We start from the raw sequence: 13,191 nt of genomic DNA on the forward strand, positions 1-13,191 counted from the left end.
GGAATTTTTGTTCGCTCTTCACAAACAAAAACAGCTGACACAAATTGGTCAGCTGGATTATTTACCGGAATCAATTGAATTGTTTGAAGTGATTTTCTAGGTTATTTTTGTGACAAGAAAATTGAAATAAATTATTGCTCTTTTTTGCTCAAAACATATGAGATATCTTCAGCTTCATCATAAAATGTCATCGGCGATTGGTTCGTCAATACGAGATGGTAACCATATTGATCACGAACAACAAATTTTTGAGCATTTAATTCGATTAAGGTTGCTTGGATTGGTTGCTGATCTAAAACTAATGTGTATTCAGGAAGAACAGTTAGTTGATGCTTTTGCTGAAGGTGATCTTGAAAATACCAGGTGCGAACATAAGTTGTAACATCACTTGCTTTTTGTTGCTTTTTTTGTTGCCTTTTTTGAACAGCGACCCCACCGAGCAAGGTCAATAACGACATGCCAATCAGATACGAAATTCTTTTTTTCATCGAATCGCTCCTTCTTAACTAAATTAAACGGGGAAAGTTCGTAGTCATTTTTATGCTTACATTCATTCTACCGAAAAAAGGATAAAAATTCTCTAAGACTTTCGACTGGTTTTTCAAGTGTTTTTAGTAAAATTATGATAGGATACTAAATAGAAAGATAGGTGACAACAAGTGGATTATCAGCAAGTCGAGGTCGTCTCTTTTCTTGAACGACCCAATCGTTTTATTGCCTATTGTCAAAAAACAGATGGCGAGATCATCACTGCTCATGTCAAGAATACAGGACGCGGAAGAGAAGTGTTTCTTCCAGGTGCGCAAGTTGCAGTGACTTACACGCCAAGTCCTAAAAGAAAAACAGATTATGATTTAATTGCAGTTAAGAAAAAAGACGCTTGGTTCAACATTGATAGCCAATTGCCTAATCAGTTAGCTGCTGAAGGAATTTTAAATGGGAAAATCCAGTTGCCTGAGCTGATGGGGGAAATTACTTTTTTGAAACGTGAAGTTGTGTATCATCATTCAAAATTTGATATCTATTTGGAAACTTCAACGAATCAAAAAATTTTTGTGGAAGTCAAAGGAATGACGTTAGAAAATTTAGCTGTCGGAGCATTTCCGGATGCGCCAACGACGCGAGGGCTGAAACATATTTTAGAATTAGTAGACGCACACAAAGAAGGGTACTTGACATATGTTTTGTTTATTGCTCAATTTGAACAATTAACAGTCTCTACGATTCATCAAGAGATGCAACCAGAATTTGCACTGGCTATTCGAGCAGCTCAAACAGAAGGCGTCCAAGTTCTTACGTATAATTGTTTGGTGAACGCGGATAGTGTACGATTAAAGCAAAGAATTCCTTTTGATCTGGATGCACCGTTTAAAAATCCAGTGAATGAAAATAATTAAAGAAAAGAGGACGAGAAAATGATTCATTTAGGTATTATTGGAACAAATTGGATCACACATCAATTTGTTGAAGCAGCTTTAAGTACAAAAAAATATGAACTAACAGCAGTTTATTCAAGAAAATTGGAAAAAGCGCAAGCATTTGGCGAAAAATACTCGGGTGATATTGAGTTTGCGACAGACTTAGTAACATTCTTTGGAATTGCCCATATGGATACTGTTTATATTGCTTCGCCAAACAGTCTTCATTTTGAACAGGCAAAACAAGCTATTTTAGCTGGTAAAAATGTAATCGTTGAAAAACCTGCATTCTCAACACCAAAAGAAATGGATGAAATCATTCATCTGGCGAATGAACAAAAAGTGTACTTCTTTGAAGCTGCTCGTAATATTCATGAAAAAGGCTTTAAAAAAGTTACAGATCACTTACCTTCAAAAGACGAAATCATTGGTGCGAACTTTAGTTATATGAAGTATTCTTCTCGGTATGACCAAGTCCTAGATGGTGAAGAACCAAATATTTTCTCTCCTCATTTTTCTGGTGGGGCAATGATGGATTTAGGTGTTTATTTAGTTTATGCGGCAGTTGCTTGGTTTGGTATGCCAAAAGAAGTCCACTATTTTTCAAGAAAAATTTCGACTGGAGTCGATGGTCTTGGCTGGGGGATTTTACGCTATGATTCCTTTGATGTTGCAATTCAACCCGGAAAAATTGGCGATTCCTTTATGCCTTCTGAAATTTATTTTGATTCAGGAACCTTAGTTTTAAATGGGGTGAATGCGATTGAAAAGGCGGAGTTCCATGATCGAAATCAACAGGAAATCGTGGATTTAGCAATCCAAGTCGCAGAAAATCCAATGGTGGAAGAAGCGGCAGACTTTGCGAATGTACTCAATTATCGCGAAGATCGTGCATGGGGCTTATTGTATGAAGAATGGGTCGAATTAGCACGAAATGTGAACCAAGTCGTTTACGATTTAAGAAAAAATGGAGGCATCACTTTTGATGCAGATAATGAGGAAGAAATTTAATGAATGAATTTATACAAACATTTCCTGAAAAATGGCAAGAAAAATGGACGAGTCAAGGATTTGAAGAACCTTCTTTGATTCAGCAAGCTGTTTTTCAAAAATTACGTGAGAAAGAAAGCTTAGTAGCAATCTCCCCAACGGGTTCTGGCAAAACGTTAGCCTATCTTTGGCCGTTACTACTCAATGTTCAACCACAAGCTGGTAGCAGTTTACTGATTTTGACTTCATCGCAGGAACTGGCAATCCAAGTAACGGAAGTTGCTCGCACATGGGCAGCTTTAGTTGATTTAAAAGTTCAATCGTTACTTGGCGGTGCCAATGTGAAACGACAAGTCGAAGGGCTGAAGAAAAAACCAGAAATCTTGGTAGGAACACCCGGGCGCGTTTTAGAATTGATGAAGGGGAAGAAACTGAAAGCACACCAAATCCAAACAATGGTATTTGATGAAGCAGATCAGTTATTTGATGAAAGTAGTGTTCAATTAGTGAAACAAATCTTGCATCAAGCACCAGTTGATTATCAATTAGCTTTCTTTTCTGCTACGGCAGATCGTTTGTTGGAAATGTTTGAAGAGATTAGTGGGAAACAGCTCCAAGTGGTAGATGTTTCCAAAGAAGACGAGTCAAGAAAGGGACTGCAACATTACTTTTTACGTGTTCCCGCACGTAAAAAAGATGATTATTTGCGTCGTTTGATGCATGTAGCTGGTTTTCAAGGATTAGTGTTCTTTAACCAGCTAAGTGAATTGGGTCTGATGGAAGAAAAACTAACATTCCGTGGTGTAACGGTGGGAAGTTTGGCTTCAGATCAAAATAAACTACTTAGAAAAGCAGCATTGGATTATTTCAAGGCAGGTAAAACAACAGCCTTATTGACAACAGATGTGGCTGCTCGTGGCTTAGATATTGCTAAACTACCTTATGTTATCAACGCGGAAGTTCCCTTCAATGTCGAAACATATCTTCACCGTTCAGGTCGTACAGGTCGAATGGGAAATGCTGGTACAGTCATTACTTTGGTTCAAGACAATCAGCTAAGAGATATGAAGAAAATCGCGCGTGAAGCAAACATCACGATGACCGAAATCTATTTGTATGGTGGGATGTTGCATCATGAGCCTGCTGAAAAAGAAGAAAAAACAGAACGTCCACTAAAAAAGGTGAATCCAACAGTAGCAAAACACACAAAAATGCTTCCTGAAACAGAAAAAATCAACAAAAAAAACAAGAACAAGAAGAAAACAAAAAAGCAAAAAAATAAAGGAGCAAGGCGCAAATAAGCGCCTTTTTGTGTTATTATGTTGAAAACGGCATCAATGAAAACTCACTAAAGGAGGGTTTGTATGAATGCTCGCCAGAAAGAAATCATCCATTTATTAACAATCAATCAACACGGCTTAACTGCAAGTGACGTAGCCAAACATCTTCACATTGATCGAAGTAATGCAAGCCGTTATTTAAGTGATCTATATAAAGAGCGACAAATCATGAAAACCGCTGGTCGTCCGGTGGTTTATTCTATGTCCAAAGAAGCAAAAGAAGAAGTCCATGTTGATTCATCAACACAAGTAACCTTTGAAACATTAGTAGGAGAAAACGAATCGCTAAAAGTGAGTATCCAACAAGCAAAAGCAGCGATTCTCTATCCACCAAGAGGCTTACATACAATTATTTTTGGGGAAACAGGTACAGGGAAATCTATGTTTGCAGAATGTATGTATCATTTTGCGATGGACTCTGAAACTTTGGCACCTGATGCACCGTTTGTTTCATTTAACTGTGCTGATTATGCACAGAATCCTCAATTGCTGTTTGGACACATTTTTGGGATCAAAAAAGGCGCCTACACGGGAGCTGCAGAAGACAGCCCAGGGTTAATTGCAAAAGCAGATGGCGGAATTTTGTTCCTTGACGAAATCCATCGACTTCCACCTGAAGGTCAAGAAATGTTGTTTACTTTTATTGATAAAGGAATTTATCGACCATTAGGTGAAAGTGCGCAAGTTCATGAAGCAGCTGTGCAAATTATAGGTGCTACGACGGAGTCTTCTGAAAGTTTCTTGACGACGTTTAATCGTCGTATTCCGATGGCAATTACATTGCCAAACTTAGCTTCACGTTCATTGGATGAACGGTATGAAATTATTTCGCTCTTCATTAAACAAGAGGCTAATCGATTGAATCAACGCATCGATATTGAACGAGAAGCGATTTTAGCATTTATGCTCTATGATGCAGAAGGAAATATCGGTCAAGTGAAACGTGATTTAAAATTAGTTTGTGCCAAATCATTTCTGCATTACCGCACGCATAATGAACAAAAGTTGATTATTCGTAAAGAAGAACTTTCGTTACAAGTTCAAAAAGGCTTATTAAAAATCAAGGAACTTCCAGAGCGCTTAGATCATTTTATCGAAAGTAAAAGCCAATACTTGACCTTTGAGCCAGGATTGGCAGATGTTGTTTGGTCACAAGATCCTGAACGTAATATGCAAGTTTATAATGACATTGAAGAAAAAGTAGCTAGTTTGGCTGAAACTGGTGTGGAAAGTATCGATTTAGAAGCGCTGATTTCAAAAGATGTCGATGAATACTTTGAAACCTATGTCGAAGAGCTAACGCAAAGCAATATTCCTAAAGATTTGTTGCCAGATGATATCTGGCAGTTGACGAACCAATTATATGATGTGGCAGAAGAACGATTGGATCGGATTTATAATGAAAAAGCACGGTTTGCTTTTGCTTTACATTTACAAAGTACATTAGATCGCGTACGTGATGGACACATGATTGTTCATCCGGATTTGAATAATATCCGCAAGCACTTTAAGAAAGAATTTCAAGTCGCAATTGATTTATCTACTATTATTGAAGACGAGTGCGAAGTTGAGATTCCGTTTGATGAGATAGGCTTCATCAGTATGTTTTTATCAATTAATTTAGGTGAGAGCGAGCGGGTCAAAGAAAATAATGTCGATGTCCTTGTGTTGATGCATGGGCGCCAAACGGCTTCCAGTATGTTGGAGATGGCGCAGGAACTTCTTGGAACTAAAATCGGGGCAGCCTTTAACATGCCGCTTGCTATGGAAGTGCAAACGATGTATGAAGAAGTCTTAGCTTACGTGAAAGCTCGTCAAGCACAACTAAGCAATGGATTACTGTTATTAACTGATATGGGTTCCTTAAACACATTTAGTAATTTGATTTATGAAGAGACCGGTGTTCGGACAAAAGCAATTACGATGACAAGTACGATGATTGTGATTGAAGCAATCCGAATGGCGAATGTGGGAAGAAGTTTAGAAGATATTTATCAAAATATCCAGTTATCCTTTGAATCAATTGTTCGTGACCAATTCAAGTTGGGTGATGTGGCAGATAATCAACGTAAAAAAGCAGTTATCGTGACTTGCTTTACTGGTGAGGGCGTAGCCGCGAAGCTTTACCAACGGATTGCACCAGTTATCAATCAACAAAAAGTTGAGTTGATCCAAATGCAATTTTTAGAAAGAGAGTCCTTCAAAAAACATATTGATGCTCTTTTAGAAGAATACGAGATTAAAGCAATTGCTGGGACGGTGGATGTGGATTATCAAAATATCCCGTTCTTTTCAGCATATGATATTTTCAATGATGAGAAGTTGAACACATTGAAACGAATGGCTGACGATGAAATCCCAATTGATAAGATTGTCTATTCTTTAAAAGACTCGTTATCAGCCATTCCGGCAATCGATGAACTGATTTATTCCTTACAAAAGGTAGTTCAACAAGTTCAAACAGATATTTCAATCATCGTGGAGCCAGGAGTCGATGCAGGAATCTTGATTCATTTAGCATTTATGATTGACGCTCTTATCAAAAATGAAGAGAGCCGTGTCTTTAAACAACTGCCAGAATTTGCTAAGAAATATCGACTTGAGATGGATATGGTTCGTACAAATTTAATGCCGTTAGAAAGAAAGTATCAAATCAAAATCTCGGAAGATGAGATTGCGTATCTTACACAGATGTTTCTGGAAAATAAGATTAAAAATGAATAGAGTATACAGTACAGCACACTAATCGTTGTTTTGCACACAAAACCAATAGTGTGCGCACTGTTTTTGAAGGCTAAAAGGCGTGAAAACGCTATTTTAGCCTTTTTTTATTGGCACGCTTCTTGCATTATAATAAAGTGTAAAACAAATTAGAGGGAGTGGAGAAAATGGTGAAAAAAACGATCATGTTAGTTTGTTCCGCTGGAATGAGCACAAGCCTACTTGTAACAAAAATGCAAAAAGCAGCTGAAGAAAAAGGAATCGATGCAGATATCTTTGCAGTTTCAGCTTCAGATGCAGACAACAATTTAGAAGCAAAAAATGTAGACGTACTCTTATTAGGACCTCAAGTCCGCTTCATGAAATCCCAATTTGAACAAAAACTAGCGCCAAAAGGTATTCCTTTAGATGTAATCAACATGCAAGACTATGGCATGATGAATGGTGCAAAAGTACTTGAACAAGCAGAAAGTTTAATGAAATAACTGATTAAGAAATTTGGAGGAAGACAAACGTGGAAGATCAACAAAATTTAGAAGCCATCATGGGTTTGATTATGTATGGTGGTAACGCAAAAAGTGATGCGATGGAAGCAATCGCGGCAGCGAAACAAGGTGACTTTACCTTAGCAGATCAAAAAATCGCAGATGCTGAGGAATCACTAGTCCAAGCACATCATTCACAAACAGAAATGCTAACACAAGAAGCACAAGGAAATCATGTACAAGTGACTTTATTAACGGTTCATAGCCAAGATCACTTGATGACTTCGATTGCGTTTACAGATTTAGCAAAAGAAATTATTGATATTTATCGTCGCTTAGGAAATGAGTAATACTTCTTTTTTGAACGGGAGAAGTTATACGCCAACACCTTCTTTTTTGAACGGAAGAAGAAAAAAATTTTGAACGGATTTTTTAACTTGGTATAGGGAGGCAACTCTTTGTATAAATAAACTTATAGGAGGAACAATAAAATGAACGGATTAACAGCTTGGATGGAGAAACACATCCTACCGGTTGCCGCTAAAATTGGCGCGCAGAAGCACTTAGTTGCTTTACGTGACGCTTTTATCGGTACAATGCCTGCAACGATGGCAGGGTCTGTTGCTGTAATGATCAATGCAATCATTCGTGATTTGCCACAGCAATTTATTAGTACTTATGCAGATAGTTTAGCAGCAGACAAAGGTTTCTTTGCAGTATTAAATGTTATTATTGGTATCAACGGCTTTGTTTGGAACGGAACACTAGCTATCGCAGGTTTGATTTTTGCCTTTTCTTGGGGCTATAACTTAGCACGAGCTTATGGTGTAAATGACCTAGCAGGTGGTATCGTAGGTTTAGCAACGTTGATTCAAGGGATCGCGTTTGGTCCTTCTCTTTCAGCAGCGCTAAATGTGGATGTTCCAGCAAATGTAGCAGAAGCAATCAACAATAGTGGTGTTGGTGCGACTGTAGCAGATGGTACATTATCTGTTGGTTTATGGGGTTGGTTGAATTTAAATCACCTAAATGGAAATGCTTACTTCACTGTTATGATTATGGGTGCCATTTCTGTTATTATTTTCTGTAAATTGATGTTAGCTGACATTACAATCAAAATGCCTGATTCAGTACCACCGGCAGTTTCTAAAGCTTTCGCAGCTATTTTGCCAGCAACAATCGCTTTATATGTAATTGCAATTATTAACTATGTTGTCGGACGTTTCACTGATGGTCAATTGATTATTGACTTAGTTCAAAAATACATTGCTGAACCATTCCTTGGTTTATCACAAGGGATCGGCGCTGTATTGATCGTTACAGTCTTTGTGCAAATTTTCTGGTTCTTCGGGATTCATGGTCCAAACGTATTGGCACCAGTGCTAGAAGGTATCTGGGGACAAGCACAATTGATCAATATCGATATTTTCCAAAAAGGTTACAATGGAAAAACAGGTACACCAGCTGTTTTAGATGCTATTGAAGACGGCAAAGCTTACATGTGGGTTCGTGGTTCATTTGATGCGTTCGCTTGGTTTGGTGGTTCAGGTGGGACAATCGTTCTCTTGATTGCTATCTTGATTTTCTCAAAACGTGCGGATTATCTAACAGTTGCAAAACTGTCAATTGGACCTGGTCTTTTCAATATCAATGAACCAGTAATGTTTGGTTTACCAATCGTATTGAACGCAATCATGTTCATTCCTTTCTTGATTGCGCCAGTTGTTGCGACAGCAATTGGTTGGGTAGCAACTTACCTAGGTCTGGTCGCACCGGTATCGCAACAAGTAACATGGGTTGTACCGCCATTCTTACTATCATTCTTAGCAACAGGGGCAGACTGGCGTGCGCCAATCGTAACCTTAGTATGTATGGTCGTGACCTTCTTAATCTGGGCACCATTTGTTATTGCAGCAAACAAAATGGACCCTAATGCTGGGGAACAATAATTAACTAAAGATAGACTGCTGACGCTTCCAGTGAGGTGGAGGCAGTCTTTTTTGTAAATATTAGGAGGACAAATCAATGATTACAATCGCAAGTGCAATGCAGCAAGATGCTATTAAAGAACTTTTAGAAGGATTTAACGAAGATGGAATTAGCTTCCAATTTAAAGAAAAACAAGGGATTAAGCTAATGTTTGAAACAACAGCAAGTGATCCAGAAGTAGCCGCTAAAAAGGCAAAAGAACTAATCAAAGCGCAACCTTGGGGCACAGTTTTATATTTCCAAGCAACTGCAGTATAATAAAAGTGTTTGAAAGATAGGATGGTTTAAATGATAAAAAATGGCTTATTTTTATGTAGTATTGGCTCTTTAGTGTTATTGTATAGTCTAAACCCCAATACCCAAAGTTATGATTTATATAGTATGGTTACGGGCTTGTTTTTGTTAGGTTTAGGTATCTATTTCTTTAAAAAAGGAAAGAAAAAAGAAGTAAAGGAGAAAAATAACTAATGGAACTTACAAAAAAATTGAATATTCCGGCATCGTTCTTTTACGATAAAGTTATGGACTCTGTTCTTTTTGATGTGCGTAAAGCAACAGGGAAAAGCATCACACGTAAACAGCTAAATAACTTTGAATATGTAAAAGTATTTTCTAAATCAAGCCGTGCTCGAATCAAAATCGAGGAAGTTATCGAAAATCAATCTTATAAATTTCGGACATCAACGACCAAAAATGATTTTGTTGTTCACTATCAAATCAAACCAATCGATGATTCCTCATGTGAAATCCGTTATACGGAACAAATGACTTCGCATGGCGTATTGCAAAAATTGAATGATATGGTTTTGGGCACAATCTTGATGTATTTCAAACGTCGCCAATTCAAAAAAATGTTGACGATGATTGAAGAAACGTATTAGGTTATCATTACATGACAAAAAGAAAAAGCAAGTTGTAAATGAACTGATTGAGCGTGGATTGGAGTTTGCAGGTAACCAAACTTCAAGCGAGTTATCAATCAGTTTTTTGTGTAGGAGGAGTAGCAAGAATGAATAAAAAGGTCAAGGAATTAGGCAGTGCACAAATCGACGAGATGTTTGATTTAGCTGCTTACGCATTTAATTTTGAAGATACGTTTGAACGGCGGGAACGATTTCAAACCATCGCAGAACACTCATGGAATTATGGTTTTTTCAATGAAGAAGAACAATTGATGAGCCAAGTAATGGCTACACCGTTTCCGGTTGCTTTTCATGGGAAAGAACTGTTGATGGCTGGAATTGGTTATGTTGCTTCGTATCCGGAGGCAAGAGGGCAAGGCGGTATCAATCAAATCATGGAGCAAATCCTTACTGATTGTCGAGAAAGAGATGTGACATTGTCTTATTTAGCACCATTTTCTTATCCTTTTTATCGTCGTTATGGCTATGAACTGTTATTTGAAAAAGTTCATTATGAATTAGCTAGTCGTGATTTCCCCGCAGTCAAAAAAGTACCGGGAAAGATGGTTCGGACTTCGTTTGACCAGGCACAAGAAGCAATAGCAAAAATTTATCCTAAAATGGCTGACAATCAACGTGGTGCAGTTGCACGGGAAGCTTGGTGGATTGATTTTAAATTCCGCCAAAAGAAAGGACATCAGTTTGCATTGTATTATGATGAAGCTGGTGCAGTAGCAGGTTATTTAGTTTATCGTTTGGATACACCAACATTTACCATTGTAGAATGGGGCTATTTGACACACACTGCGTTTCAGGCGCTTGCTCGCTTTGTTGGTTCACACAGTGGGGCATTTGAAACATTTGCATTTGCTTGTGGCTACGCTGGCAATAATCTGAATACACTACTTGCCAATCCTTTTGCAAAAACAACAATCACACCAGATATGATGGCAAGAATCGTTGACTTAGCTAAATTTTTAGCTGCTTATCCATTTCCAAAAACACAAGTGGCTTTTGCTGTTGAAGTAACAGAAGATGCTTACGCAAGTTGGAATGAAGGTATCTTTGAAGTGGTCCTAGTTGACGGTGAAGTTCGTGTCAATCCCGTAACAGACTCTATGTTGCCAAGAGTTAGTGGGACAATCCAAAGTTTAACGCAATTATTTATGGGTTATAAAAAAGTTCAAGAATTGGTTTTCCAAGAAAAATTGATTTGTTCAGAAGCGTTAGTTGAAAAATTGGCGGAACTGATTCCAGATCAAAAACCTGTTTTAAACGATTATTTCTAAAAAAAGGGTCAGACAAAATGCGATGCACTTTGCCTGACTCTTTTTTTAAACGTTTATTTGTTCATAAAATTTTTTCGTCCGTGTTTTATCACGGACACAATCAGTTCCTACTGAGTGGGTTTTTTCTTAAACTTGAATTTTTTATTTGGCGGTTGAGGATGAGCTTCTTTATGTTCCTGGATAGCAGCTTTTGAAATTTTTTCCCGATCTTTCTTTGAGGCATCGAAACGTTCAGCATAGATTTTTTCTTTCGGCTTTTCTGTCATCAAATATTCCTCCTAAGCATAAGACTTATTCATACTCTAAGTGTAGCATCAGCGAGTAGAAGATTGCGAATAGTTTGCTTTGAGAAGAAAAAACGTAAGAAATACTTCGTTTTTTGTCAGGGGAAGGCTTGCAAGAAAAAAACAAAACAGCTACAATAATTCTGTTGGACTTAAATTGTTCAAAGTAGTTTTTATGTTTCTTTATGTTTCAATTAATTGTTAAAAAGTTCCCTTAGTTAAATGGATATAACAAATCCCTCCTAAGGATTAGTTGCTGGTTCGATTCCGGCAGGGAACGTAATGGCTTAAAAAGTTAGCCTCTAAAACTTACTTCTAAAAGTTAGTTTTAGAGGCTTTTTGTTTACTTTTGGTCCCCAATTTGTGCCAAACAAGTTTTTTATTTACTTCTCAACTCTTGCCAAATGATGTAGCAAGTAGTTGTTTGAATCAATTCTATTTAATACCAATCGTTGATCGAATGTAATTCTGATAAGTCAGGCTACTTGTTTTGGACTTTCACTGGCTCGGACGATATCGTTGTATGAGCAGACATGTTTTCAGGGCTTTGCGATACTTCTTCATAACCTGTATCAGTTGAGCTTTCATACTCTGTTTGAGGTGATTGAGAAGTGCTTTCACGTTCCGATTGAGATTTGCTAGAAGAGGCATAATCTTGCTGGACGGATTGTTCAGTATTTTTGTCGTTTGCATCGACAGCTACAGTCATTGAGTATGCTAAATATTCACTGATTATTTTTTGAGATTCAGTCGTGTATACGTCGGTCAATTTACTGGCCCAACTTTCATAAGTAGCGTAATTATCGGAAATCGAATAATGATAATTTGCCATTTGGTTCATTCCTTCAGTGGAAATCATCGCAAGTTTTTCAACCTTATTATTTGAAATAGCAGCTAATCCATCGACTCCGGACGTATTATTCGCCGCCTCGCTTCTAAATTCTTCTATTAGAGATGGAGTAGAGCTTTGTAAACTGGTCGTGTACTCATTTAGTATTGCTTGATAGTCGTTAGTAGTAGCTACAGTTGAAATTTCTGTAGTGCTCTCCTTTGTTGAAAAGGCAGTACTGGTGCTAGCCTTTGTAGTACTCGAAGATTTTTTATTACTACTGGAGCTAGTGCTTTTTGTAGATTTAATCGTTTTCCTTTTTGTATAGGGCTTTAGTATCAATTTTTCCTTGTTGTCCGACTTATTATTCTTGTCAGGTGCTAAAATAAGATCTTTTTTTTCTTTGCTAACGATATAGGTAGCATCGTTTTTTTTATCTTCATCATCTTTCCACACCATTTCATTATTTTTTAGCGTGTATTCAAATTTATAATTCATTTGTTCTACTAACGTTTTGGCAAATTCTTCACCTAAAGCTTCCCATTCGTTAGCTTTAGAGTCCATTTCACTGGTATCAATGCTAAATGAAACGACGTGGTCGGAAAATGAGGCTATTATATTTGGTTCACCTTCTTTAGTTGTTTCAATTAACCAATCATTTGCTTTTAAATCTTTTGTTGTGATGTTTTTTTCACAGCCCGTGAAAAAAAATAATAATACAAACAATGCCAAACTACCTAACACTTTTCTCATTTTTAGTTCCTCATCTCTGTGATATAATTTTGTTAGAGAATCTTAGAAATAAGGTTTTAGTCCACGTTGCCGCGTGGACTTTTTTAGTTTAAATTATATTCTTAACCGAGACATTAAACTCTTTTAGGTTGTTAACATAATAAAAATGGTTATCAATTTTTTGAATTGAATAAGTGATTATCAAAATCCTG

At 37.3% G+C, this 13,191-nt stretch carries 14 protein-coding genes and 1 tRNA gene; 12 read left to right on the forward strand and 3 right to left on the reverse strand.

The window, feature by feature from the left end; all coding sequences use genetic code 11:
• Positions 1–131 precede the first annotated feature (131 nt).
• Complete coding sequence (locus RV17_RS00545) at positions 132–488, reverse strand: DUF4828 domain-containing protein (protein ID WP_071868216.1); 357 nt, start codon at positions 486–488, stop codon at positions 132–134.
• A gap of 171 nt (positions 489–659) precedes the next feature.
• Here RV17_RS00545 and sfsA point away from each other — a divergent pair, with 171 nt between their 5' ends.
• From sfsA to RV17_RS00600, 11 genes are all read left to right on the forward strand, one after another.
• A complete protein-coding gene (sfsA, locus tag RV17_RS00550) occupies positions 660–1,397 on the forward strand; it encodes a DNA/RNA nuclease SfsA (RefSeq protein WP_071868217.1) in 738 nt (245 codons plus the stop codon).
• An 18-nt stretch (positions 1,398–1,415) separates the two neighbouring features.
• Entirely contained in the window at positions 1,416–2,429 is a 1,014-nt protein-coding gene (locus RV17_RS00555; protein WP_071868218.1) for a Gfo/Idh/MocA family protein, read from the forward strand.
• A complete protein-coding gene (locus RV17_RS00560; protein ID WP_067480596.1) occupies positions 2,429–3,709 on the forward strand; it encodes a DEAD/DEAH box helicase in 1,281 nt (426 codons plus the stop codon). Before RV17_RS00555 ends, RV17_RS00560 begins: the two co-directional genes overlap by 1 nt.
• Before the next feature lie 63 nt (positions 3,710–3,772).
• Positions 3,773–6,472 carry a sigma-54-dependent transcriptional regulator gene (locus RV17_RS00565; RefSeq protein ID WP_067480598.1) on the forward strand — a complete coding sequence of 900 codons (2,700 nt, stop codon included), beginning with the start codon at positions 3,773–3,775 and terminating at the stop codon, positions 6,470–6,472.
• A 164-nt stretch (positions 6,473–6,636) separates the two neighbouring features.
• On the forward strand, positions 6,637–6,954 hold the full coding sequence (locus RV17_RS00570) for a PTS sugar transporter subunit IIB (protein ID WP_067480601.1): 318 nt from the start codon (positions 6,637–6,639) through the stop codon (positions 6,952–6,954).
• Between the two features lie 29 nt (positions 6,955–6,983).
• Positions 6,984–7,304 carry a PTS lactose/cellobiose transporter subunit IIA gene (locus RV17_RS00575; protein WP_067480603.1) on the forward strand — a complete coding sequence of 107 codons (321 nt, stop codon included), beginning with the start codon at positions 6,984–6,986 and terminating at the stop codon, positions 7,302–7,304.
• Between the two features lie 141 nt (positions 7,305–7,445).
• The gene (locus RV17_RS00580; RefSeq protein ID WP_067480606.1) at positions 7,446–8,903 is read left to right on the forward strand and encodes a PTS sugar transporter subunit IIC; all 1,458 of its coding nucleotides are present in this window, start codon (positions 7,446–7,448) and stop codon (positions 8,901–8,903) included.
• 76 nt (positions 8,904–8,979) lie between these two features.
• Positions 8,980–9,201 carry a hypothetical protein gene (locus RV17_RS00585; RefSeq protein WP_067480609.1) on the forward strand — a complete coding sequence of 74 codons (222 nt, stop codon included), beginning with the start codon at positions 8,980–8,982 and terminating at the stop codon, positions 9,199–9,201.
• 30 nt (positions 9,202–9,231) lie between these two features.
• Positions 9,232–9,411 carry a DUF3188 domain-containing protein gene (locus RV17_RS00590; protein WP_067480612.1) on the forward strand — a complete coding sequence of 60 codons (180 nt, stop codon included), beginning with the start codon at positions 9,232–9,234 and terminating at the stop codon, positions 9,409–9,411.
• Positions 9,411–9,824, forward strand: a complete 414-nt coding sequence (locus RV17_RS00595; protein WP_067480615.1) for a DUF3284 domain-containing protein — start codon at positions 9,411–9,413, stop codon at positions 9,822–9,824. The genes RV17_RS00590 and RV17_RS00595 overlap by 1 nt, the downstream gene beginning before the upstream one ends.
• 128 nt (positions 9,825–9,952) lie before the next feature.
• Positions 9,953–11,134, forward strand: a complete 1,182-nt coding sequence (locus RV17_RS00600; protein WP_067480618.1) for a GNAT family N-acetyltransferase — start codon at positions 9,953–9,955, stop codon at positions 11,132–11,134.
• Positions 11,135–11,241: 107 nt separating this feature from the next.
• Here RV17_RS00600 and RV17_RS13340 read toward each other — a convergent pair whose 3' ends face one another.
• A complete protein-coding gene (locus tag RV17_RS13340; RefSeq protein WP_169819304.1) occupies positions 11,242–11,403 on the reverse strand; it encodes a hypothetical protein in 162 nt (53 codons plus the stop codon).
• A 223-nt stretch (positions 11,404–11,626) separates the two neighbouring features.
• Here RV17_RS13340 and RV17_RS00605 point away from each other — a divergent pair.
• Positions 11,627–11,698: transfer RNA gene (locus RV17_RS00605), tRNA-Arg, on the forward strand.
• 201 nt (positions 11,699–11,899) lie between these two features.
• Here the strand turns inward: RV17_RS00605 and RV17_RS13620 are convergent.
• Complete coding sequence (locus RV17_RS13620; protein WP_067480621.1) at positions 11,900–13,000, reverse strand: hypothetical protein; 1,101 nt, start codon at positions 12,998–13,000, stop codon at positions 11,900–11,902.
• Between the last annotated feature and the right edge of the window lie 191 nt (positions 13,001–13,191).

Origin of the sequence: Enterococcus thailandicus, from assembly GCF_001886265.1 — a bacterium.
Lineage (GTDB): Bacteria > Bacillota > Bacilli > Lactobacillales > Enterococcaceae > Enterococcus_B > Enterococcus_B thailandicus.

What these genes read in the sequence shown, in the direction of transcription:
- RV17_RS00545 (WP_071868216.1), bottom strand. Translation starts at nt 488, where the DNA reads ATGAAAAAAAGAATTTCGTATCTGATTGGCATGTCGTTATTGACCTTG.
- RV17_RS00555 (WP_071868218.1), top strand. Translation starts at nt 1,416, where the DNA reads ATGATTCATTTAGGTATTATTGGAACAAATTGGATCACACATCAATTT.
- RV17_RS00560 (WP_067480596.1), top strand. Translation starts at nt 2,429, where the DNA reads ATGAATGAATTTATACAAACATTTCCTGAAAAATGGCAAGAAAAATGG.
- RV17_RS00565 (WP_067480598.1), top strand. Translation starts at nt 3,773, where the DNA reads ATGAATGCTCGCCAGAAAGAAATCATCCATTTATTAACAATCAATCAA.
- RV17_RS00570 (WP_067480601.1), top strand. Translation starts at nt 6,637, where the DNA reads ATGGTGAAAAAAACGATCATGTTAGTTTGTTCCGCTGGAATGAGCACA.
- RV17_RS00580 (WP_067480606.1), top strand. Translation starts at nt 7,446, where the DNA reads ATGAACGGATTAACAGCTTGGATGGAGAAACACATCCTACCGGTTGCC.
- RV17_RS00585 (WP_067480609.1), top strand. Translation starts at nt 8,980, where the DNA reads ATGATTACAATCGCAAGTGCAATGCAGCAAGATGCTATTAAAGAACTT.
- RV17_RS00590 (WP_067480612.1), top strand. Translation starts at nt 9,232, where the DNA reads ATGATAAAAAATGGCTTATTTTTATGTAGTATTGGCTCTTTAGTGTTA.
- RV17_RS00595 (WP_067480615.1), top strand. Translation starts at nt 9,411, where the DNA reads ATGGAACTTACAAAAAAATTGAATATTCCGGCATCGTTCTTTTACGAT.
- RV17_RS00600 (WP_067480618.1), top strand. Translation starts at nt 9,953, where the DNA reads ATGAATAAAAAGGTCAAGGAATTAGGCAGTGCACAAATCGACGAGATG.
- RV17_RS13620 (WP_067480621.1), bottom strand. Translation starts at nt 13,000, where the DNA reads ATGAGAAAAGTGTTAGGTAGTTTGGCATTGTTTGTATTATTATTTTTT.